Source organism: Bacillus sp. S14(2024) (genome assembly GCF_050473785.1).
Taxonomy (GTDB): domain Bacteria; phylum Bacillota; class Bacilli; order Bacillales; family Bacillaceae_G; genus Bacillus_A; species Bacillus_A yunxiaonensis.
The window spans coordinates 4,443,586-4,467,500 of sequence record NZ_JBFLUP010000006.1 but is presented as its reverse complement, the minus strand read 5'-3'; the positions used below and the strand labels follow the sequence as shown (position 1 = coordinate 4,467,500).

Here is a 23,915-nt window from a genome sequence, read left to right as displayed (position 1 = left end):
TCGTTCCCTCTTGAATGTATCCTGAGTACGGCGGAACACGTGAAATTCCGTCGGAATCCGGGAGGACCATCTCCCAAGGCTAAATACTACCTAGTGATCGATAGTGAACCAGTACCGTGAGGGAAAGGTGAAAAGCACCCCGGAAGGGGAGTGAAAGAGATCCTGAAACCGTGTGCCTACAAATAGTCAGAGCCCGTTAACGGGTGATGGCGTGCCTTTTGTAGAATGAACCGGCGAGTTACGATCCCGTGCGAGGTTAAGCTGAAGAGGCGGAGCCGTAGCGAAAGCGAGTCTGAATAGGGCGTTTAGTACGTGGTCGTAGACCCGAAACCAGGTGATCTACCCATGTCCAGGGTGAAGTTCAGGTAACACTGAATGGAGGCCCGAACCCACGCACGTTGAAAAGTGCGGGGATGAGGTGTGGGTAGCGGAGAAATTCCAATCGAACCTGGAGATAGCTGGTTCTCCCCGAAATAGCTTTAGGGCTAGCCTCAAGTGTGAGAGTCTTGGAGGTAGAGCACTGATTGGACTAGGGGTCCCCATCGGATTACCGAATTCAGTCAAACTCCGAATGCCAATGACTTATCCTTGGGAGTCAGACTGCGAGTGATAAGATCCGTAGTCAAAAGGGAAACAGCCCAGACCGCCAGCTAAGGTCCCAAAGTGTGTATTAAGTGGAAAAGGATGTGGAGTTGCTTAGACAACTAGGATGTTGGCTTAGAAGCAGCCACCATTTAAAGAGTGCGTAATAGCTCACTAGTCGAGTGACTCTGCGCCGAAAATGTACCGGGGCTAAATACACCACCGAAGCTGCGGATTGATACCTATGGTATCAGTGGTAGGGGAGCGTTCTAAGTGCTGTGAAGTCAGATCGTAAGGACTGGTGGAGCGCTTAGAAGTGAGAATGCCGGTATGAGTAGCGAAAGACGGGTGAGAATCCCGTCCACCGAATGCCTAAGGTTTCCTGAGGAAGGCTCGTCCGCTCAGGGTTAGTCAGGACCTAAGCCGAGGCCGACAGGCGTAGGCGATGGACAACAGGTTGATATTCCTGTACCACCTCTTTATCGTTTGAGCAATGGAGGGACGCAGAAGGATAGAAGAAGCGTGCGATTGGTTGTGCACGTCCAAGCAGTTAGGCTGGTAAGTAGGCAAATCCGCTTACCGCGAAGGCTGAGCTGTGATGGGGAAGCTCCTTATGGAGCGAAGTCTTTGATTCCCCGCTGCCAAGAAAAGCTTCTAGCGAGATAAAAGGTGCCTGTACCGCAAACCGACACAGGTAGGCGAGGAGAGAATCCTAAGGTGAGCGAGAGAACTCTGGTTAAGGAACTCGGCAAAATGACCCCGTAACTTCGGGAGAAGGGGTGCTTTCTTAACGGAAAGCCGCAGTGAATAGGCCCAAGCGACTGTTTAGCAAAAACACAGGTCTCTGCGAAGCCGTAAGGCGAAGTATAGGGGCTGACACCTGCCCGGTGCTGGAAGGTTAAGGAGAGGGGTTAGCGCAAGCGAAGCTCTGAACTGAAGCCCCAGTAAACGGCGGCCGTAACTATAACGGTCCTAAGGTAGCGAAATTCCTTGTCGGGTAAGTTCCGACCCGCACGAAAGGTGTAACGATTTGGGCACTGTCTCAACCAGAGACTCGGTGAAATTATAGTACCTGTGAAGATGCAGGTTACCCGCGACAGGACGGAAAGACCCCGTGGAGCTTTACTGTAGCCTGATATTGAATTTTGGTACAGCTTGTACAGGATAGGCGGGAGCCTTTGAAGCCGGAGCGCTAGCTTCGGTGGAGGCGCTGGTGGGATACCGCCCTGGCTGTATTGAAATTCTAACCTACGGGTCTTATCGACCCGGGAGACAGTGTCAGGTGGGCAGTTTGACTGGGGCGGTCGCCTCCTAAAAAGTAACGGAGGCGCCCAAAGGTTCCCTCAGAATGGTTGGAAATCATTCGTAGAGTGCAAAGGCATAAGGGAGCTTGACTGCGAGACCTACAAGTCGAGCAGGGACGAAAGTCGGGCTTAGTGATCCGGTGGTTCCGCATGGAAGGGCCATCGCTCAACGGATAAAAGCTACCCCGGGGATAACAGGCTTATCTCCCCCAAGAGTCCACATCGACGGGGAGGTTTGGCACCTCGATGTCGGCTCATCGCATCCTGGGGCTGTAGTCGGTCCCAAGGGTTGGGCTGTTCGCCCATTAAAGCGGTACGCGAGCTGGGTTCAGAACGTCGTGAGACAGTTCGGTCCCTATCCGTCGTGGGCGTAGGAAATTTGAGAGGAGCTGTCCTTAGTACGAGAGGACCGGGATGGACGCACCGCTGGTGTACCAGTTGTTCTGCCAAGGGCATAGCTGGGTAGCTATGTGCGGAAGGGATAAGTGCTGAAAGCATCTAAGCATGAAGCCCCCCTCAAGATGAGATTTCCCATAGCGTTAAGCTAGTAAGATCCCTGAAAGATGATCAGGTTGATAGGTTCGAGGTGGAAGCATGGTGACATGTGGAGCTGACGAATACTAATAGATCGAGGACTTAACCATATAATATGAAGCAAATGTTATCTAGTTTTGAAGGAATATACCTTCATAAGTCTGGTAATGATGGCAGAGAGGTCACACCCGTTCCCATACCGAACACGGAAGTTAAGCTCTCTAGCGCCGATGGTAGTTGGGACTTTGTCCCTGTGAGAGTAGGACGTTGCCAGGCAAAAACCTAAGTCGTTTTGACTTAGGTTTTTTTATTTGTCTTAAAAAATAAGATGTATGTTTTAATTTCCCTGTATTAGATGTAAAATAACCGCTCTATGCTATATCTCCAAATGGAACAATTATAAATTGAAGAGATGTAGATGCCTTTTGGAGATAAATTCCTTCTTACATGTCTACTGATATATTGGCCGTTACTTGCAATATGTCGGCGCTTCAACGATGTTCAATATGCTGAACGTACGAGAAAAGGCTGACAAAAGTTCACTTTCAGATTAACTCCTTACAGGAAATAATTATGAAATCTTTTTAAGATCAAATTGCATATATTCTCGTCTTTTTCCTTTAAATTCCTCTCTTTACTGTATATTTTTTCGGTTCTTCTTTTTAATATAACTAAAACACGAACGTTATAATGGACTCCATAAAAAACATTCGATTATTTGTTGACATGTTTGAATGACACCTGTTAATATAACGGTAGAAACAATATTATATCGTACCTCATATAATCGCGGGAATATGGCCTGCAAGTCTCTACCTAACGACCGTTAATCGTTGGACTATGAGGGAAAGTCACTCGGTATTTTTCTATTCACGTGGGATACGTATGCCTGAGTAGAGCACTTTCTCTCATAGTAAAGGGGAAATGTTCTATATCAGGCTTTTTTTATTTGAATCGGGGGGATTCTAATATGAAACCACTAGTTGGAGTCATTATGGGAAGCACGTCAGACTGGGAAACAATGAAGTATGCTTGTGAAATATTAGAAGAATTAAATATTCCGTATGAGAAGAAAGTCGTATCTGCTCATCGGACTCCAGATTATATGTTTGAATATGCGGAAACAGCTCGTGAACGTGGATTAAAAGTTATTATTGCTGGGGCAGGCGGAGCCGCTCATTTGCCAGGAATGGTTGCTGCAAAAACAAATATTCCTGTTATTGGTGTTCCTGTTCAGTCGAAAGCGTTAAATGGTTTAGATTCCTTACTATCTATTGTCCAAATGCCAGGAGGTGTTCCAGTTGCGACTGTCGCAATTGGAAAAGCTGGAGCTACAAATGCAGGTTTACTTGCTACGCAAATACTAGGATCGTTTCATGATGATATACACGATGCATTAGAACTGAGACGAGAAGCAATTGAAAAAAATGTGCGAGAAGGTAGTGAACTGCAGTGATAAAAACGATCTTACCTGGACAAATGATTGGTATTATTGGCGGAGGACAGCTTGGCAGAATGATGGCGATGGCAGCAAAGGAAATGGGATATAAAATTGCAGTATTAGACCCAGCAAAGTCTTCGCCGTGTGCACAAGTCGCCGACATTGAAATTGTGGCACCGTATAATGATTTAAAAGCAATTCAGCACTTGGCAGAAATAAGTGACGTTGTAACATATGAGTTTGAGAATATTGATTATAACTGCTTACAATGGCTTGAAAAGAATGCTTATTTACCACAGGGCAGTGAGTTATTATATACAACACAAAATCGTTATACAGAAAAAAATGCAATCACGAAAGCGGGTTTACCAGTAGCACCATACAGACTCGTTCAGAAGCAGGAAGAGCTTTTAGAAGCAATTGCTGAATTTTCCTTCCCTTGTGTGTTAAAGACAACAACAGGGGGATATGATGGAAAAGGGCAAGTTGTACTAAGAAGTGAAGCTGATATTGCGAGAGCTGTAGAACTTGTAAATCAGGCTGAATGTATTTTAGAAAAGTGGATTTCATTTGAAAAAGAAATTTCAGTTATTGTTACACGTAGTGTAAACGGTGAAACGAAAGTATTTCCGGTAGCCGAAAACATTCACGTGAATAACATTTTACATGAATCAATCGTACCAGCTCGTATTGCAGAAGAACTATCACAAAAAGGAATTCAATATGCAGAGAGATTAGCGGATGAACTAAAGTTAGTGGGAACACTAGCGGTAGAGATGTTTGCTACAGCAAATGGTGACATTTATATCAATGAGTTAGCACCAAGGCCGCACAACTCTGGGCACTATACAATTGATGCATGTGAAATCAGTCAATTCGGACAACATATTCGAGCGATCTGTAATTTACCTCTTGGAGAAACAAATTTGTTAAAACCAGTTGTCATGGTAAACATTTTAGGCGAACATATAGAAGGGGTCCTAGGACAAGTGAATAGATTAACCGGGTGTTATTTACACTTGTATGGAAAAGAAGAAGCAAAAGCGCAGCGTAAAATGGGGCATGTAAATATTTTAAATGAAAATATTGAAGACGCTCTAGAAAAAGCACAAAGTTTGCATATTTGGGACCATCAAGAACAACTGTTGGAGGGAAAAAGATGATTAGTCGTTATACACGCCCTGAAATGGGTGCGATTTGGACGGAAGAAAACAAATTTAAAGCATGGTTAGAAGTTGAGATTTTAGCTTGTGAAGCATGGGCTGAACTTGGAGATATTCCGAAAGAAGATGTGAAAAAGCTTCGTGAAAATGCATCTTTCAATATTGACCGTATTTATGAAATCGAAAAAGAAACACGTCATGATGTGGTAGCATTCACTCGTGCGGTATCTGAGACACCAGCATTAGGTGAAGAACGTAAATGGGTACATTACGGATTAACATCTACAGACGTAGTAGATACAGCGTTATCTTTCATCTTAAAACAAGCGAATGAAATTTTATTAAAAGACTTAGAGAACTTCATTAGTATCTTAGCGAATAAAGCAAAAGAACATAAATACACAATTATGATGGGAAGAACACATGGTGTTCATGCAGAACCAACAACATTTGGTTTAAAGCTTGGCCTTTGGTATGAAGAAATGAAACGTAACTTAGAGCGCTTTAAACAAGCAGCTGATACAGTTCGCGTTGGTAAATTATCTGGTGCAGTTGGTACGTACGCGAATATTAACCCATTCGTAGAAAAATATGTTTGTGAAAATTTAGGATTAGAAGCAGCACCGATTTCAACACAAACGCTGCAACGTGATCGCCATGCACATTACATGTCAACACTTGCACTAATTGCAACATCTATCGAAAAAATGGCAGTCGAAATTCGCGGTTTACAAAAAAGTGAAACACGTGAAGTAGAAGAGGCCTTTGCGAAAGGACAAAAAGGTTCGTCTGCAATGCCACATAAACGTAATCCGATTGGGTCTGAAAATATGACTGGTTTGGCTCGTGTTATCCGTGGTTACATGATGACAGCTTACGAGAATGTTCCATTATGGCATGAGCGTGATATTTCACATTCATCTGCGGAACGTATTATTTTACCGGATGCAACGATTGCATTAAATTACATGTTAAATCGCTTTGGTAATATCGTGAAAAACTTAACGGTATTCCCAGAAAACATGAAACGCAATATGACACGAACATACGGTTTAATTTACTCTCAGCGCGTAATGCTTACGCTAATCGATAAAGGTATGGTACGTGAAGAAGCTTATGATATCGTACAGCCTAAAGCGATGGAAGCTTGGGAAACACAAGTACAATTTAAAGAGCTTGTAGAAGCTGATGAGCGCATTACAAGCAAATTAACACAAGAAGAAATCAATGAATGTTTCAACTACGAACATCACTTACAACACGTTGATACAATTTTTGAACGTCTTGGCTTAAACTGATAATTTTATATGGCACAGAATAGGATCATTCTGTGCCATTCTCTTTAATTATACTATTCACATTTTTCAAACTACAGGGGGCTTGCGAAGTGCAAAAGCTAGAATTGCTGTATGAAGGAAAAGCAAAAAGAATTTATCGTACAGAAACAGCAGATATGGTTTGGGTAGAGTACAAAGATAGTGCTACTGCTTTCAATGGGGAAAAGAAAGCGACGATTTCTGGAAAAGGTCGCCTGAACAATGAGATTACAACTCTTTTATTCAGAAAGTTACAAGAAGTGGGAATCAAATCACACTTTGTTGAGAAAATATCGGAAACAGAACAAATCGTAAAAAAAGTGAGCATCATTCCATTAGAAGTTGTCACAAGAAATGTAATTGCAGGTAGTCTTTCAAAACGACTAGGAATGGAAGAAGGAACTGTACTTACAACACCAATTGTGGAATTTTACTACAAAGATGATGATTTAGGAGATCCACTTGTAACAGAAGATCATATTCGTGTGCTAAACGTTGCAACGCCAGAGCAAATAAGCATATTACGAGAAAAAGCTCTACAGATCAATCAAGTATTGATTGAGCATTTCGCAAGTTGTCGTGTAAGATTAATAGATTTTAAATTAGAGTTTGGAGTAACAGAAGAGGGAGAAATTTTATTAGCGGATGAAATTTCACCTGATACATGCCGTTTATGGGATGAAACGAGCAATGAAAAATTTGATAAAGATGTATTCCGTCGCGATCTTGGTAATTTAACAGATGCTTATGAAGAACTTTTAAAACGATTAGGGGGAGCTTCACATGTATAAAGTAAAAGTATATGTAACGTTAAGAGAAAGTGTATTAGATCCACAAGGAACAGCGGTAAAAGGAGCGCTTCATAGTCTTTCGTTTACAGAAGTACAAGATGTTCGTATCGGTAAATATATGGAGTTAACAATTGAGAAATCAGTTACAGATATTGATGCAATGGTAAAAGAAATGTGTGAGAAATTATTAACGAACGTAGTGATTGAAGATTATCGCTATGAAGTTGAGGAGGTTGTCGCGCAGTGAAATTTGCCGTAATCGTTTTCCCAGGTTCGAACTGTGATGTGGATATGTTTCATGCAATTAAAGATGAGCTTGGCCAAGATGTAGACTACGTTTGGCATGATACAGAAAACTTAGATGAGTACGATGGAATTTTACTACCAGGCGGTTTCTCTTACGGAGATTATCTTCGCTGCGGAGCTATTTCTCGCTTTGCAAACGCAATGAAAGGTGTACGAAAAGCAGCTGAAGCAGGAAAACCAATTTTAGGTGTATGTAACGGTTTTCAAATTCTAGTAGAGTCTGGATTGCTGCCAGGTGCATTAATTCGCAATAAAAACTTAAAATTTATGTGCCGCACTGTTCAGCTTCGTGTTGAAAATAATACAACAATGTTCACGTCGCAATATGAGAAAGATGAAGTTATCGATATTCCGATTGCTCATGGTGAAGGAAACTACTACTGTGATGAAGCAACATTGAAACAGTTAGAAGTAAATAATCAAATCGCGTTCCGTTATGTAGAGAATCCAAACGGAAGCGTTTCAGATATTGCAGGGATTGTAAATGAACAAGGGAATGTACTTGGCATGATGCCGCACCCAGAGCGTGCTGTTGATGAATTACTTGGAGGAGCGGATGGTCTAAAAGTATTTCAATCTATTTTGAAACATTGGAGGGAAACATATGTCGTTACTGCTTGAGCCAAATCCAACTCAAATTAAAGAAGATCGCATTTATGCAGAAATGGGATTAACAGACGAAGAATTTGCAATGGTTGAAAAGATTTTAGGTCGTCTTCCAAACTATACAGAAACAGGATTATTCTCTGTTATGTGGTCAGAACATTGTAGTTATAAAAACTCAAAGCCAGTTCTTCGTAAGTTCCCAACGACTGGTGAACGTGTATTACAAGGTCCTGGTGAAGGTGCTGGTATCGTAGATATCGGTGACAATCAAGCGGTAGTATTTAAAATGGAAAGTCATAACCATCCATCTGCAATTGAGCCGTATCAAGGTGCTGCAACAGGGGTTGGCGGTATTATACGTGATGTGTTTTCTATGGGAGCACGTCCAATTGCTATGTTAAATTCACTTCGCTTTGGTGAGCTACAATCACCACGCGTGAAATATTTATTTGAAGAAGTTGTAGCAGGTATTGCAGGATACGGTAACTGCATTGGAATTCCAACTGTAGGCGGAGAAGTACAATTTGATCCATGCTATGAAGGAAATCCACTTGTAAATGCAATGTGTGTTGGTTTGATTAACCATGAAGATATTAAAAAAGGTCAAGCGCACGGTGCTGGTAATACAGTAATGTATGTTGGTGCAGCAACTGGTCGTGACGGTATTCACGGTGCAACATTTGCATCAGAAGAACTATCTGAGGATTCCGATGCAAAACGCCCAGCGGTACAAGTAGGCGATCCATTTATGGAGAAGCTTTTAATTGAGGCATGCTTAGAGCTTATCAAATCCGATGCACTTGTCGGTATTCAAGATATGGGAGCAGCAGGCTTAACATCATCTTCTGCAGAGATGGCAAGTAAAGCAGGTATGGGTATTGAAATGTACCTAGATGACGTACCACAGCGTGAAACAGGTATGACACCATATGAGATGATGCTTTCTGAATCACAAGAGCGTATGTTAATCGTCGTGAAAAAAGGCAGAGAGCAAGAGATTGTAGATTTATTTGAAAAATACGGTCTTGCGGCAGTGACAATGGGAAAAGTAACAGAAGATAAAATGCTTCGTTTATTCCATAAAGGAGAAATGGTTGCAGAAGTGCCGGCTGATGCATTAGCAGAAGAAGCACCTGTTTATCATAAGCCTTCAAAAGAAGCAGCGTATTTTGCAGAGTTCCAACAAATGAAGATGGAAACACCAAAAGTAGAGAATTATAAAGAAACATTATTATCTCTATTACAACAACCAACGATTGCAAGTAAAGAGTGGGTATATGATCAATATGATTATCAAGTACGCACAAGCACAGTTGTTACACCAGGATCTGATGCAGCAGTTGTTCGTGTACGCGGAACAGAGAAAGCATTAGCAATGACAACAGATTGTAACTCTCGCTACATTTATTTAGACCCAGAAATGGGCGGGAAAATTGCTGTGGCAGAAGCAGCTCGTAATATTGTATGTTCTGGCGGTGAGCCGCTTGCAATTACAGATTGCTTAAACTTTGGTAACCCAGAAAAGCCAGAAATCTTCTGGCAAATTGAGAAATCAGTAGATGGTATGAGCGAAGCATGTCGCAAGTTAAATACACCTGTTATTGGCGGAAACGTATCAATGTACAACGAACGCAGCGGTGAGGCAGTATACCCAACACCAACTGTTGGTATGGTTGGTCTTGTACATGACGTGAAGCATGTAACAACGCAAGAGTTTAAGCAAGCTGGCGATCTTGTTTATGTAATCGGTGAAACGAAAGCTGAGTTTGGCGGTAGTGAGCTACAAAAAATGTTACATGGTAAAATCTTCGGTCAGGCACCAAGCATCGATTTAGAAGTAGAAGAAAAACGTCAAAAACAATTACTAGCAGCTATTCAAAAAGGCCTTGTACAATCAGCGCATGACGTTGCAGAAGGCGGATTAGCAGTTGCTTTCGCAGAAAGTGCAATGGGTGCAAATGGATTAGGTGCAGATGTGAAGTTAGCTGGAGAAGCAACAGCGATGTTATTTGCAGAATCACAATCTCGCTTTGTTGTTACGGTAAAACGTGAGCAAAAAGAAGCGTTTGAAAATATGGTAGATGCACTTTATGTTGGAGAAGTAACAAGTGCAAATACATTAACAGTTCGTAATGAAGAAAACGAAGTATTGCTTACAGCGGATGTTGATGAAATGAGAAAGGCTTGGAAAGGGGCTATTCCATGCTTAATGAAATAAAGGGGCTAAATGAAGAATGTGGCGTTTTCGGAATTTGGGGGCATGAAAATGCAGCTCAAGTTACGTATTATGGACTGCATAGCTTGCAGCACCGTGGTCAAGAAGGCGCTGGCATTGTTGTAAATCATGGGGAGAAAATCATTGGTCATAAAGGGCTTGGTTTAATATCAGAAGTGTTTTCACGCGGTGAGCTAGAAGGCTTAGACGGAAAATCGGCGATTGGGCACGTTCGTTATGCGACAGCAGGCGGCGCTGAAGTTGCAAATGTTCAACCACTGTTATTTCGCTTCTCAGACCATAGTATGGCATTAGCTCATAACGGTAATTTAATTAACGCAAAAATGCTTCGTCGTGAATTAGAAGCAGAAGGAAGTATCTTTCAAACAAGTTCGGACACAGAAGTATTGCTTCATTTAATTAAGCGCAATACAAAAGGTACATTAATTGAAAGTGTAAAAGATGCACTAAACAAAGTAAAAGGTGCTTTTGCCTATTTATTATTAACAGGAAACGAAATGATTGTTGCATTAGATCCAAATGGATTCAGACCTCTTTCAATTGGAAAGATGGGAGATGCGTACGTTGTAGCATCTGAAACATGTGCATTTGATGTTGTTGGTGCAACATACATTCGTGATGTAGAGCCTGGAGAAATTATTATTATTAATGATGAGGGAATACATGCAGATCGCTATACAAATGATGTAGAACATGCAATTTGTAGTATGGAGTATATTTATTTCGCTCGCCCTGATTCAAACATTGCTGGCGTTAACGTTCATGCAGCACGTAAAAATATGGGGAAATTGTTAGCACAGGAAGCTCCGATTGAAGCAGATGTTGTAACAGGTGTACCGGACTCTAGTATTTCGGCTGCAATCGGCTACGCGGAAGCGACAGGAATTCCTTATGAATTAGGGTTAATTAAGAATCGTTACGTTGGACGTACCTTTATTCAACCTTCCCAAGAATTACGTGAGCAAGGTGTAAAAATGAAACTTTCAGCAGTACGTGGTGTTGTTGAAGGGAAACGTGTTGTTATGATCGACGATTCTATTGTGCGTGGTACAACAAGTAAGCGAATTGTTCGTATGCTTCGCGAAGCTGGGGCAACAGAAGTACATGTAAGAATTGCTTCGCCGCCGCTTAAGTATCCGTGCTTCTATGGAATTGATATTCAAACAAGAAAAGAATTAATCGCAGCAAATCATTCAATAGAAGAAATTCGTCAAATCATTGGAGCAGACTCTTTAACGTTTTTAAGTGAAGAGGGTTTAATTGATGCAATTGGACGCCCATATGAAGGGAAATATGGCGGTTTATGTATGGCTTATTTTAATGGAGATTATCCAACCGCTCTTTATGATTACGAACAAGAGCTGTTAGAAAGTATGAAATAAAGTAGAGCAATAAGAAAGTATAGCAGCTTCTACTATATGCTGTGTAGAAGCTTGCTTTTCTTGAAGTTTTATAGTTTTACTGTTCGGTAGACGGGAGAAATTCTTTCAGTATAAAAAGACGAGGTGTATAGAAACGATGGCGAATGCATATAAGCAAGCAGGAGTAGATATTGAAGCTGGATATGAAGCGGTATCTCGCATGAAAAAACATGTGCAAACAACGATGAGAAAAGAAGTGCTAGGTGGCTTGGGCGGTTTTGGAGGAATGTTTGATCTTTCAAAATTTGCATTAGAAGAGCCAGTATTAGTATCTGGAACAGATGGTGTAGGAACAAAATTAATGCTCGCTTTCATGATGGACAAGCATGACACAATCGGCATCGATGCAGTTGCAATGTGTGTGAACGATATTGTTGTTCAAGGGGCAGAACCGCTCTTTTTCCTAGATTATATTGCTTGTGGTAAAGCAGAACCTAGTAAAATTGAAAACATCGTCAAAGGAATTGCAGAAGGGTGCCGTCAGGCTGGTTGTTCACTAATCGGTGGAGAAACAGCTGAAATGCCAGGTATGTATTCTGAAGAAGAATATGACTTAGCTGGTTTTACAGTTGGTATTGTTGATAAAAAGAAAATTGTTACAGGACAATCCATTGAAGCAAATCAAGTATTAATCGGACTTGCTTCTAGCGGAATTCATAGTAATGGTTACTCTCTTGTACGTAAAGTATTGTTAGAAGATGGAAAGCTTTCACTTGATCGTATTTATGATCGTTTAGAACTACCACTTGGTGAGGAGCTATTAAAACCAACGAAAATTTATGTCAAACCTATTTTAGAACTATTGAAGAAATATAACGTAAGTGGTATGGCTCATATTACTGGTGGCGGATTTATTGAAAATATTCCACGTATGTTACCAGACGGCATTGGAGCAGAAATTGAACTTGGTTCTTGGACAGTTCATCCAATCTTTAATTTACTGCAAGAAGTTGGTCAATTAAATAGAGAAGAAATGTTCAATATTTTTAACATGGGTATTGGTATGGTAGTAGCGGTCAAAGAAGAAGATGCAGAAGGTGCTATTAAGCTTTTAGAAGAACAAGGCGAAACAGCTCGTATCATCGGACGCACTGTACAAGGTTCAGGGGTTACATTTAATGGAGGAGCGCAATCATGAGCCGAGTAGCAATTTTTGCTTCAGGAAGTGGTTCTAACTTTCAAGCACTTGTGGATGCGGTAGAAGCTGGAAAATTAGATGTACAGCTTAGTTTACTTGTATGTGACCAACCTAGCGCACGTGTTGTCGAGCGTGCAAATGATCATCATGTTCCTTGCTTTGCCTTTTCAGCGAAAGATTATGAATCAAAGGAAGCATTTGAACAAGAAATATTAAAGAAATTGCAAGAATCCGAGATTGATTGGATTATTTTAGCAGGATATATGCGTTTAATTGGTCCAACGTTACTAGCTGCTTATGGGGGAAGAATTGTTAACATTCATCCGTCGTTATTGCCAAGTTTTCCAGGAAAAGATGCAGTTGGGCAAGCGATTGAAGCTGGTGTGAAAGTAACAGGAGTAACAATCCATTACGTGGATGCAGGAATGGATACAGGTCCAATTATCGCGCAGGAAGCGGTAGCAGTTTCTGAAAATGATACACGAGAAAGTTTACAAAAGAAAATTCAACTTGTCGAACATAGATTGTACGTGGATACGGTGAAATCTTTATTACATTCTGAAGTAAAGTCATAAGAGCAGCATTTTAATACAACTAGGGGTGAAGAATAAATGAAAAAGCGTGCATTAGTAAGTGTTTCAAATAAAGCTGGAGTTGTAGAGTTTGTAAAAGGATTACTTGAGCAAGGTATTGAAGTTATTTCAACAGGTGGAACGAAAAAATTATTAGAAGAAAACGGCTTACAAGTGATTGGGATTTCTGAAGTAACAGGTTTTCCAGAAATTATGGACGGTCGTGTGAAAACATTACACCCAAACATTCATGGTGGATTGCTTGCAGTACGTGATAATGAAACGCATATGTCCCAAATGAATGAGCTTGGCATTCAGCCAATTGACTTTGTTGTTGTAAACTTATATCCATTTAAAGAAACGGTTGCAAAGCCAGACGTGACATTTATTGATGCAATTGAAAATATTGATATTGGCGGACCAACAATGATTCGATCTGCTGCGAAAAACCATGAGTTTGTATCAGTTATTGTAGATCCAACAGACTACGATGTTGTATTAGGGGAATTAAAGGAAAGCGGAGAAGTTTCAAAAGAAACAAAACGTAAATTAGCAGCAAAAGTATTCCGTCATACAGCGGCATATGATGCATTAATTTCAAACTATTTAACAGAACAAACAGGAGAAGAAAGCCCTGAAACGTTAACTGTTACGTTTGAGAAAAAACAAGATTTACGTTATGGCGAAAATCCGCATCAAAAAGCAACATTCTATAAAGCACCGTTTGCAGCAGCTTCTTCGATTGCTTATGCAGAGCAGTTACATGGCAAAGAGCTGTCTTACAATAATATAAATGATGCAGATGCAGCAATGAGCATCGTTAAAGAGTTTACAGAGCCAGCAGTTGTAGCTGTAAAACATATGAATCCATGCGGCGTTGGTGTTGGGGATGATATTTATGAAGCATATACACGTGCATACGAAGCAGATCCGGTATCAATCTTCGGTGGTATTATTGCAGCAAACCGTGAAATTGATAAAGCAACAGCAGAAAAATTACATGAGATTTTCTTAGAAATCATTATTGCACCTTCTTTCTCAGAAGAAGCGTTAGAAGTACTACAAAGTAAGAAAAATTTACGCTTGTTAACTATCGATATCGCAAAGGCAGAAACAGCAAGTAAAAAGCTGACTTCCGTACAAGGGGGTTTACTTGTACAAGAAGAGGATACATTAGCATTAGAAGATGCGACAATTACAATTCCAACAAAACGTGAACCAACAGAGCAAGAGTGGAACGATCTGAAATTAGCATGGAAAGTTGTGAAACATGTAAAATCTAATGCGATTGTTCTAGCAAAAGATAATATGACAATTGGTGTTGGTGCAGGGCAAATGAACCGCGTTGGATCAGCAAAAATTGCAATTACACAAGCGGGTGAAAAATCGCAAGGAAGTGCACTTGCATCTGATGCATACTTCCCAATGCCAGATACAGTAGAAGAAGCGGCTAAAGCCGGCGTTACAGCAATCATTCAACCAGGCGGTTCTATTCGTGACGAAGATTCAATTAAAAAAGCGGACGAGTATGGCATCGCGATGGTATTCACTGGAGTACGTCATTTCAAACATTAATTTAGAAACGAAATAGGAGCAGAGAAGCTCCTATTTTGTACTTATTCGAATAATGGAGGATGAAATATGAATGTTTTAGTAATCGGCCGTGGTGGACGTGAGCATGCATTAGCGTGGAAATTTGCACAATCAGAGCAAGTAGAGACCGTTTATGTAGCGCCGGGAAATGAAGGTATGAAAGATGTAGCAACACCTGTAGCGATCGATGAAAATGATTTTGATGCGCTTATTACTTTTGCGAAAGAAAATCATATTGGTTTAACGTTTGTTGGCCCAGAAATCCCGCTTATGAACGGAATCGTTGATCGTTTTGAAGCAGAAGGTCTTCGCGTCTTTGGACCAAATAGCAAGGCGGCCGTTATTGAAGGTAGTAAAGCTTTTACGAAAGAGCTTATGAAAAAGTATGATATTCCAACAGCGGCATATGAAACATTTACAGAGTATGAAGCAGCTGTGCAATACATTGAAAAAGTTGGCGCACCAATTGTTATTAAAGCAGATGGCCTAGCAGCTGGTAAAGGCGTAACTGTTGCAATGACGTTAGAAGAAGCATTGCAAGCTGTAAAAGAAATGCTGCAAGATGTAAAGTTTGGAGAAGCAAGCAAAAAGGTTGTCATTGAAGAATTTTTAGACGGCCAAGAATTTTCACTTATGGCATTTGTAAACGGAGCAACTGTATATCCAATGGTAATTGCACAAGATCATAAACGTGCTTTTGATGGTGATAAAGGACCAAATACAGGCGGAATGGGTGCTTATTCTCCGGTACCACAAATTCCGCAATCAGCAGTAGAACAAGCGATTGAAACTGTTCTACATCCAACAGCTGAGGCGATGATACAAGAAGGACGTTCTTTCACAGGTATTTTATATGCAGGGCTTATTTTAACAAGCGAAGGGCCGAAAGTAATTGAATTCAATGCTCGATTTGGCGATCCAGAAACAGAAGTAATCTTACCTCGGTTAGAAAGCGATTTAGTTGATGTATGTAATCATGTACTAGATGGAACAGAACTTACTTTAGAGTGGTCTGAAGAAGCAGTAATTGGTGTTGTATTAGCTTCTAAGGGATATCCAGAAGCTTACGAAAAAGGTGCTGTAATTCGAGGACTAGAAACATTGGAAGATGTTATCGTATTTCATGCCGGAACAGATGTTAAGGATGGAGAATTTGTAACTAACGGCGGCCGTGTATTATTTGTTGCTTGTAAAGGAAAAGACTTACAAGCAGCGAAAGATAAGGTGTACGAAGAAGTAGCGAAAATTGAAAGTGATGGTTTATTTTATCGAAGTGATATAGGGTACCGCGCAATTGCGAAAGTAGATTGCTAGAGGTTGTGAAAATCTCCTTTAAATACTGGCTCTGTTAAACAATAATGTTGATAATTGAGCGGGTTGCACTCCTTAAGGTGACGAAATAAGGATTCAAAGCGAAAGTACATTTTGCTTTGAATCCTTTTATTTTATTTGGGCAGTAATACTCTCACCTCAAGATTGAGAGAGAAGTAAAGAATATAGGTGAGGATTAACTGATGGAAGTTTCACTTCATCTTAACTTGATGGATATGTATAGTGACCTCTATATTATAAGTATGGATGTGATGAAACCGATATCTAAAAAGGGGGCCTTTAATATGTACAAACTCAAAACAACAGAAACCGACAATAGCGTAATTGAGTTTATTGAAAATGTTGAAAGTCTTAAAAAACGAGAAAGTGCATATCGATTATTAGATATATTTACTGAAACAACGGGCTATACAGCAAAAATGTGGGGACCGAGCATTATCGGATTTGGAACATACCATTATAAATATGAATCTGGTCATGAAGGAGATGCCCCATTAGTAAGCTTTTCCCCCAGAAAAGCCAAAATTAGTTTATATTTTGCAAATGGTGACCCTAGGCGAGAAGAGCTATTAAAAAACTTTGGAAAATACACGTCTGGAAAATCATGTATATATATTAATAAAGTAGCGGACGTTGATATTCATGTTCTAAAAGAGTTAATCAAACAATCTGTAAGTTTTTTGAAAGAGACGCATCCAAATCAGTAATGAAATTTTATGTAGATTTGTAAGTAGTTCATATTAATTCTTACTTAAGCTTGGCTTGATGACGATATCCCTAAAAGAAAAACGAGTCCTAACTGTTAAAAAGTTAGGACTCGTTTTCTTTTTTTATCTTACCTTTTTGCTTTGCCATCTCGCGAAGTAAATATTCAATGTGACCATTTACGCTTCTAAATTCGTCGTTTGCCCATTTTTCAATAACTGCGTATAACTCGGGATCGATTCGTAATGGAAAGCTTTTCTTTTTAGCCATAATTACTGACAACCTTTAATATAGACTTCCTGCATTAATGACTGGCTGTGCTCCTTTATCTGAAACAATGGCAACTAATAAGTTATTGACCATATTTGCTTTGCGCTCGTCATCTAAATCAAGTATACCTTCTTCATCTAGTTTTTGAATAGAATCTTTCGCCATTTGTACGGCACCTTCTACAATTTCTTTTCGTGCGGCTAATACTGCTTTTGCTTGTTGGCGCTGAAGCATTGCGTGTGCAATTTCTGTTGCGTAAGCTAAGTGTGTTAAACGAGTTTCGATTACTTCTACTCCTGCAATCTCTAAACGCGCTTCTAATTCTCGTTTTAACTCTTCAGAAATCTCTTCTGAGTTTCCACGCAGTGTAATGATGCTTTCATCTTGGAAATTATCATACGGATATTTCGTTGCCACATGGCGAATTGCTGTTTCACTTTGAATTTCTACGAAGGCATCATAATGTTCGACACCAAAGATTGCTTTTGCGGAGTCAACGACTTTGTAAACAACAACAGCGGCAATTTCAATTGGGTTTCCGTCTACATCATTTACTTTTAATGTCTGACTATTAAAGTTCTCCACGCGTAGTGAAACAGTTTGACGAAGTGAAAATGGAACTGTTAAAAACAGACCAGTTTCACGAATTGTTCCTAAATAGTTACCGAAAAATGTAATTACTTTTGCTTGGTTTGGCTGAACAGTGCCAATACTACTTGCAAGGATTGCTGCTAATAAAAAGGATGGAATGCCAATAGCAAATAATTCATTAATAAGACTGAATATACCAATTCCAATTAAAACTAGAACTGCAAGCAGTCCTAAAAAACCATTTACATGAAATACTTGTTTTTCTTTCATATTTCTTCCCCCTTTGATATAAAAATGATATCACTTTTATATCAAAGATGACAATAAGTTTATATCCTAATTTTTCAAAAGAAATAAAAAAATAACAAAAACGAACATTAGTTCTTGTTTGTGGTAAAATAAAAGAAAACTTAGCCGCCCACTGCAGCAGCTAAGTTTCTTTTAGAGCATCTTGCATAGTGACAAATGATTCAAAGCGGTTTGGACATAAGAGCCTTTTCAAGTTCAGACTCAATTTCCTTATCAGAAGCATCATAACTTCCAGAACTTGTTTTTTCTTCGTTATGAGAGGTATGATGAGCTTCTTGTTTATTAGATTGTCCATTCTTCATAAAATCCATGCCAGGCATTTTTAAATCCGGGATATTCATATATTTACCAAGTTTACATGCTGCTACAATAGGACAGAAACGAACGATTCCTTCTGCAATTTTCATTGCTCCAACCCAAAGCATAATTTTGGACCAAATACACCATGGTCTTCTTGTAAGCTTTGCTGTATTGCAGCTAAGCAGAACAAGACCAATGGTAATACGAATAAAGGCATTCATTGTGCCGATGTTTTGTTTGAACAAGATATTCACTCCCTCTTCATCAGCTTTAAAATAGAAATATCTATTTCAAGAGTTATTGTTCCTTTCATACTTTCTCTATATACAATCCAACATTTGACGTAGAAAAAGATGTTGGTGGAACGTGTGTCAGCATAGTATTTTTTGTTATAATGAAAGAATGTGTAAAGGCGATTAGATAAAAAGAAAGGGTGTTTTCATGTACGATATTTCACAGTGGAAACATGTATTTAAACTTGACCCGAATAAGGAGTTAAGTGATGAACATTTAGAGCTTATTTGTGAATCAGGAACGGACGCTGTTATTGTTGGCGGAAGCGATGGAATTACAATTGATAATGTATTGCATATGCTAGTAAGCATTCGTAGATATGCGGTTCCTTGTGTATTAGAAGTTTCAACGCTGGATTCTATTACACCAGGATTCGATTTTTATTACATCCCAAGTGTATTAAATAGTCAAAAGGTGGAATGGGTAACAGGCCTTCACCATACGGCACTGAAAGAGTTTGGAGATATTATGAACTGGGATGAAATTTTTATGCAAGGGTACTGCGTACTAAATCCAGAAGCGAAAGTGGCAAAGGTAACAGAAGCAAATTGTGAGTTATCAGAAGATGATGTGATTGCATATGCACGTATGGCTGACAAACTTCTTCATTTACCAATTTTCTATTTAGAATACAGCGGCACATATGGAGATGTGGAACTCGTAAGAAAAGTGAAAACCGAACTGCAAAATGCAACATTATATTACGGCGGCGGAATTGCAAGCGCAGATCAAGCGAGGGAAATGGCACTGTACGCGGATACAGTTGTCGTTGGAAATGTAATTTATGAAGATATAAAGAAAGCTTTAGCAACAGTAAAGGCTGTAAAAGGAGAGTAGGTGACCGAATACATGAGTATAACAGAAAAATTATTAACAGGATTAAATCCGCAGCAGCAAAAAGCTGTACAAGCAACGGCTGGACCGCTGTTACTTATGGCAGGTGCTGGTAGTGGTAAGACGCGTGTGTTAACGCACCGAATTGCTTATTTACTTGGTGAAAAAGGTGTTGCACCGTGGAATGTATTAGCGATTACGTTTACAAATAAAGCAGCACGTGAAATGCGTGAGCGTATTGATAAGCTGGTTGGTCCAGAAGCAGAGGATATTTGGATTTCAACATTCCACTCCATGTGTGTTCGCATTTTACGACGCGATATTGATCGCATCGGTATTAATCGTAACTTTACGATTTTAGATGCAAGCGACCAATTAACAGTTGTGAAAAAAATTATGAAAGAGCGCAATATTGATCCGAAGAAGTTTGAACCTCGTTCTGTTCTTGCGACAATTAGTAATGCGAAAAATGAATTGTTATCTGCAGAAAAATATGCGAAGGAAATCTCAATTGCAGATCCATACGAAAAGATGACAAGCGATGTGTATACAGAGTATCAAAAGCGTCTTCTCAAAAATAATGCGCTTGATTTTGATGATTTAATCATGACGACGATTCAATTATTTGAGCGTATACCAGAAGTACTGGAGTTTTATCAACGTAAATTCCAATATATTCACGTTGATGAGTATCAAGATACGAACCGTGCTCAGTACATTCTTGTTAATAAATTGGCTGCTCGTTTTAAAAACCTTTGCGTAGTCGGTGACTCGGATCAATCGATTTATCGCTGGCGCGGGGCAGATATTTCTAATATCTTGTCGTTTGAAAAAGATTATGAAAATGCACAGGTTATTTTACTGGAGCAAAACTATCGCTCGACGCAAAGTATTTTAAACGCAGCGAATGCTGTTATTGAAAATAATATGAACCGTAGACCGAAGAAGTTATGGACGGATAATCAAGTAGGGAGTAAAATTTCGTATTACCGTGCTGCAACTGAAAAGGATGAGGCTTACTTTGTCGCGAAAAAAATTCGTGATGAAGTGCAAATAGGCAATCGAAAGTACACAGACTTTGCGGTACTATATCGTACAAATGCTCAGTCTCGTATGGTCGAGGAGATTTTCCTGAAGTCCAATATTCCCTATAAAATTGTCGGTGGAATTAAGTTCTACGATCGTAAAGAAATTAAAGATATATTGGCATATTTACGTTTAATTGCGAATCCTGATGATGAAATTAGTTTCGCTCGTATTATTAATGTACCAAAACGCGGTGTTGGAGCAACATCTATTGATAAAATTATTAATTATGGCGTGCAAAATGGTCTTCCGCTGACGGCTGTATTAGATGAAATTGAACACGTTGGACTAAGTGCAAAAATTACGAAGACAGTAGCCGAATTTGCAAAGCAGCTTCATAATTGGGTGAACATGCAAGAGTATTTATCAGTAACAGAGCTTGTTGAGGAAGTATTAGAGAAAACAGGTTATCGTGATGCGTTGAAGAATGAACGTACATTAGAATCAGAAGGACGCTTAGAAAACTTAGAAGAATTCTTATCTGTTACACAAACGTTTGAATCACAAAGCGAAGATAAGAGCCTTGTTGCTTTCTTAACTGATTTAGCACTTGTTGCTGATATTGACCGTGTAGACGAAGATCCAACCGCTGGCGAAGAAGTGATTTTAATGACAATGCACTCGGCAAAAGGATTGGAATTCCCTGTCGTCTTCATTTTAGGATTAGAAGAAGGGATTTTCCCGCATACGCGCTCTTTAATGGAAGAAGATGAAATGCAAGAAGAACGCCGCTTAGCATACGTTGGTATTACACGTGCAGAAGAAGAATTGTACGTAACGAATGCTCAAATGCGAACGATATTTGGTAGAACAAGCATGAATAAAGAATCACGTTTCATCTCTGAAATTCCAGAGGATCTTATTGAAACGCTTCATGAAGTAAAACCAAAGCGGGAAAGCTTTAGTACAAAGTCAAAACCTACGACTACAACGACAACAACAACTCGTTCACGCTCAGCCTTTGTTCGTCCTGCTGCGAAAACAACAGGCGGTGAACAAATTGGCTGGTCAGTTGGTGATAAAGCATCACATCAAAAATGGGGTATTGGTACGGTTGTGAGTGTGAAAGGCGAAGGCGATGCGAAAGAATTAGATATCGCGTTCCCAAGTCCAATTGGTATTAAACGATTATTGGCTAAATTTGCGCCAGTTACGAAAGTGTAAGAAAGGAATGAGGTTATGTCGAAAGAAGCAGCACAAAAGCGCATTGAAGAGCTTCGTGACATTTTAAATAAGTTTAATTATGAGTATCATGTGCTAGATAATCCATCTGTATCTGATGCAGAGTATGATCGTCATATGCAAGAACTTATAAAATTAGAAACAGAACATCCAGAATTATTTACAGAAGATTCTCCGTCCGTTCGCGTTGGCGGAGAGGTTCTTGATATTTTTGAGAAAGTAACGCATAAATCACCGATGTTAAGTTTAGGGAATGCTTTTAATGAAGGAGATTTACGTGATTTTGATCGCAAGGTACGTCAAGGAATTGACGGGCAAAATGTAAGATATGTGTGTGAATTAAAAATTGACGGACTTGCCGTTTCCCTTCATTATGAAAAAGGACGCTTCATTCAAGGCGCAACTCGTGGTGATGGTATAACGGGTGAGGATATCACACAAAATTTAAAAACAATTAAAGCAATTCCTCTCCGTTTAACAGAAGAAGTGACGCTAGAGGCGCGCGGTGAAGCGTACATGCCGAAACGTTCATTTGTTAAATTAAATGAAGAAAAAGAACAGAACGGTGAAGCTGTATTTGCGAACCCTCGTAATGCAGCAGCGGGTTCGTTGCGTCAGCTTGATCCAAAAATTGCGGCAAAGCGTAATTTATCTTTATTTGTATATGGACTTACCGATTTAGAAGGAAAGACGATCACATCGCATAGTGAATCGTTAAACCTTTTAGGGGAGCTGGGGTTTAAAACAAACCCTAATCGCCAAGTTTGCGAAACAATTGATGAGGTCATTCATTATGTACAAGATTGGCAAGAAAAACGTCCGCATCTTGATTATGAAATTGATGGCATCGTTATTAAAGTAGATGATGTGTCACTTCAGGAAAGCTTAGGAACAACAGCAAAAAGTCCGAGATGGGCAATTGCGTATAAATTCCCAGCTGAGGAAGTTGTTACGAAGCTGACGGGTATTGAACTAAGTGTCGGACGTACAGGTGTGGTAACACCAACCGCTGAATTAGAACCAGTGCGCGTTGCAGGAACAATTGTCCGCCGTGCTTCCTTACACAATGAAGACTTAATTCGTGAAAAAGATATTCGCATTGGCGACTATGTTGTTGTAAAAAAAGCTGGAGACATTATTCCTGAGGTTGTAAATGTTATTCTAGACCGCCGTACAGGTGAAGAAGAGGAATTCCATATGCCAACGCATTGTCCGGCATGTGAAAGCGAACTTGTTCGTTTAGAAGAAGAGGTTGCGCTTCGCTGTATTAATCCAGCATGTCCAGCGCAAATTCGAGAAGGATTAATTCACTTCGTATCACGTAATGCAATGAATATTGACGGATTAGGTGAACGTGTGATTACGCAGTTATTTGATGCGAATTATATTCGTACGTTTGCAGATCTTTATACATTAACGAAAGAACAACTATTACAGCTAGAACGTTTTGGAGAGAAATCTGCGTCAAACTTAGTACAAGCAATTGAAACTTCAAAAGAAAATTCACTGGAGCGATTGTTGTTCGGTCTTGGTATTCGCCACGTTGGTGCAAAAGCTGCTCGTACATTAGCGGAACATTATGAAACGATGGATCACATAGCGAAGGCGACAGAAGAAGAGCTTACAACAATTAACGAGATCGGCGAAAAAATGGCGCAATCTATCGTTACGTATTTTGACAATGAAGATGTACAAGAGCTATTACAGCAATTTAAATCATATGGCGTAAATATGATTTATAAAGGAATAAAACGAGCAGATTTAGAAAATGTTGAGTCTTACTTTGCAGGAAAAACAGTTGTTTTAACTGGTAAACTTGAAGTGATGGGGCGCAGTGAAGCGAAGAAAAAAATTGAAGCGCTTGGCGGAAAGGTCACAGGTAGTGTGAGCAAAAGTACAGATTTAGTCATTGCAGGAGAAGCTGCTGGCTCTAAGTTAGCACAAGCGCAAAAACATAACGTTGAGATTTGGGATGAAGAGAGGTTCTTACAAGAGCTCAATAATTAAGA

General features: G+C 39.8%; 19 protein-coding genes, 2 rRNA genes and 1 riboswitch (1 of these 22 running past the window's edge). Of the genes, 18 read left to right on the top strand and 3 right to left on the bottom strand.

Annotated elements, in window-relative coordinates; translation table 11 throughout:
* The 15 genes from AB1279_RS22525 to AB1279_RS22455 all read left to right on the top strand — a co-directional run.
* A 23S ribosomal RNA gene (locus AB1279_RS22525) occupies positions 1–2,530 on the top strand (it extends 393 nt beyond the left edge of the window).
* 50 nt (positions 2,531–2,580) lie between these two features.
* Positions 2,581–2,696, top strand: a 5S ribosomal RNA gene (gene rrf / locus AB1279_RS22520).
* Between the two features lie 483 nt (positions 2,697–3,179).
* A riboswitch (purine riboswitch) is annotated at positions 3,180–3,281 on the top strand.
* 109 nt (positions 3,282–3,390) lie between these two features.
* Positions 3,391–3,876 carry a 5-(carboxyamino)imidazole ribonucleotide mutase gene (purE, locus tag AB1279_RS22515; protein WP_377880488.1) on the top strand — a complete coding sequence of 162 codons (486 nt, stop codon included), beginning with the start codon at positions 3,391–3,393 and terminating at the stop codon, positions 3,874–3,876.
* Complete coding sequence (gene purK, locus AB1279_RS22510; protein WP_429752714.1) at positions 3,873–5,024, top strand: 5-(carboxyamino)imidazole ribonucleotide synthase; 1,152 nt, start codon at positions 3,873–3,875, stop codon at positions 5,022–5,024. Before purE ends, purK begins: the two co-directional genes overlap by 4 nt.
* Positions 5,021–6,322 carry an adenylosuccinate lyase gene (gene purB / locus AB1279_RS22505; RefSeq protein WP_429752713.1) on the top strand — a complete coding sequence of 434 codons (1,302 nt, stop codon included), beginning with the start codon at positions 5,021–5,023 and terminating at the stop codon, positions 6,320–6,322. The genes purK and purB overlap by 4 nt, the downstream gene beginning before the upstream one ends.
* Positions 6,323–6,411: 89 nt before the next feature.
* Complete coding sequence (purC, locus tag AB1279_RS22500) at positions 6,412–7,131, top strand: phosphoribosylaminoimidazolesuccinocarboxamide synthase (RefSeq protein ID WP_429761067.1); 720 nt, start codon at positions 6,412–6,414, stop codon at positions 7,129–7,131.
* The gene (gene purS, locus AB1279_RS22495; protein WP_429761065.1) at positions 7,124–7,378 is read left to right on the top strand and encodes a phosphoribosylformylglycinamidine synthase subunit PurS; all 255 of its coding nucleotides are present in this window, start codon (positions 7,124–7,126) and stop codon (positions 7,376–7,378) included. The genes purC and purS overlap by 8 nt, the downstream gene beginning before the upstream one ends.
* Positions 7,375–8,058: a phosphoribosylformylglycinamidine synthase subunit PurQ gene (purQ, locus tag AB1279_RS22490; RefSeq protein ID WP_429761063.1), complete on the top strand. Its 684-nt coding sequence runs from the start codon at positions 7,375–7,377 to the stop codon at positions 8,056–8,058. The genes purS and purQ overlap by 4 nt, the downstream gene beginning before the upstream one ends.
* The gene (gene purL / locus AB1279_RS22485) at positions 8,042–10,261 is read left to right on the top strand and encodes a phosphoribosylformylglycinamidine synthase II (protein ID WP_429761062.1); all 2,220 of its coding nucleotides are present in this window, start codon (positions 8,042–8,044) and stop codon (positions 10,259–10,261) included. Before purQ ends, purL begins: the two co-directional genes overlap by 17 nt.
* Entirely contained in the window at positions 10,246–11,661 is a 1,416-nt protein-coding gene (gene purF / locus AB1279_RS22480; RefSeq protein ID WP_429761060.1) for an amidophosphoribosyltransferase, read from the top strand. The genes purL and purF overlap by 16 nt, the downstream gene beginning before the upstream one ends.
* A gap of 136 nt (positions 11,662–11,797) precedes the next feature.
* Positions 11,798–12,838 carry a phosphoribosylformylglycinamidine cyclo-ligase gene (gene purM, locus AB1279_RS22475; RefSeq protein WP_429761059.1) on the top strand — a complete coding sequence of 347 codons (1,041 nt, stop codon included), beginning with the start codon at positions 11,798–11,800 and terminating at the stop codon, positions 12,836–12,838.
* Complete coding sequence (purN, locus tag AB1279_RS22470) at positions 12,835–13,413, top strand: phosphoribosylglycinamide formyltransferase (RefSeq protein ID WP_429761057.1); 579 nt, start codon at positions 12,835–12,837, stop codon at positions 13,411–13,413. The genes purM and purN overlap by 4 nt, the downstream gene beginning before the upstream one ends.
* A gap of 36 nt (positions 13,414–13,449) precedes the next feature.
* Positions 13,450–14,985 (top strand): bifunctional phosphoribosylaminoimidazolecarboxamide formyltransferase/IMP cyclohydrolase, encoded by a 1,536-nt coding sequence (purH, locus tag AB1279_RS22465; RefSeq protein ID WP_429761055.1) that lies wholly within the window; start codon positions 13,450–13,452, stop codon positions 14,983–14,985.
* Between the two features lie 66 nt (positions 14,986–15,051).
* On the top strand, positions 15,052–16,317 hold the full coding sequence (purD, locus tag AB1279_RS22460; RefSeq protein WP_429761054.1) for a phosphoribosylamine--glycine ligase: 1,266 nt from the start codon (positions 15,052–15,054) through the stop codon (positions 16,315–16,317).
* Between the two features lie 302 nt (positions 16,318–16,619).
* Positions 16,620–17,042, top strand: coding sequence for a DUF1801 domain-containing protein (locus AB1279_RS22455; protein WP_429761052.1), 423 nt, complete (start codon positions 16,620–16,622; stop codon positions 17,040–17,042).
* A 103-nt stretch (positions 17,043–17,145) separates the two neighbouring features.
* On the opposite strand, the gene AB1279_RS22450 is transcribed toward AB1279_RS22455, so the two are convergent.
* From AB1279_RS22450 to AB1279_RS22440, 3 genes are all read right to left on the bottom strand, one after another.
* The gene (locus tag AB1279_RS22450) at positions 17,146–17,310 is read right to left on the bottom strand and encodes a toxin-antitoxin system HicB family antitoxin (RefSeq protein ID WP_336483918.1); all 165 of its coding nucleotides are present in this window, start codon (positions 17,308–17,310) and stop codon (positions 17,146–17,148) included.
* Between the two features lie 15 nt (positions 17,311–17,325).
* Complete coding sequence (locus AB1279_RS22445; RefSeq protein WP_429761051.1) at positions 17,326–18,171, bottom strand: SPFH domain-containing protein; 846 nt, start codon at positions 18,169–18,171, stop codon at positions 17,326–17,328.
* Between the two features lie 200 nt (positions 18,172–18,371).
* Positions 18,372–18,731, bottom strand: a complete 360-nt coding sequence (locus AB1279_RS22440) for a YgaP family membrane protein (RefSeq protein WP_429754388.1) — start codon at positions 18,729–18,731, stop codon at positions 18,372–18,374.
* A gap of 220 nt (positions 18,732–18,951) precedes the next feature.
* Between AB1279_RS22440 and AB1279_RS22435 the strand changes: the two genes are divergently transcribed.
* Genes AB1279_RS22435 through ligA form a run of 3 tightly spaced genes read left to right on the top strand, consistent with a single transcriptional unit; the run spans position 18,952 to position 23,913 of the window.
* Positions 18,952–19,641 carry a heptaprenylglyceryl phosphate synthase gene (locus AB1279_RS22435; protein WP_429761049.1) on the top strand — a complete coding sequence of 230 codons (690 nt, stop codon included), beginning with the start codon at positions 18,952–18,954 and terminating at the stop codon, positions 19,639–19,641.
* A 12-nt stretch (positions 19,642–19,653) separates the two neighbouring features.
* Positions 19,654–21,888 (top strand): DNA helicase PcrA, encoded by a 2,235-nt coding sequence (pcrA, locus tag AB1279_RS22430; protein WP_429761048.1) that lies wholly within the window; start codon positions 19,654–19,656, stop codon positions 21,886–21,888.
* 15 nt (positions 21,889–21,903) lie between these two features.
* Positions 21,904–23,913: an NAD-dependent DNA ligase LigA gene (gene ligA, locus AB1279_RS22425; protein WP_429761047.1), complete on the top strand. Its 2,010-nt coding sequence runs from the start codon at positions 21,904–21,906 to the stop codon at positions 23,911–23,913.
* Positions 23,914–23,915: the final 2 nt, after the last annotated feature.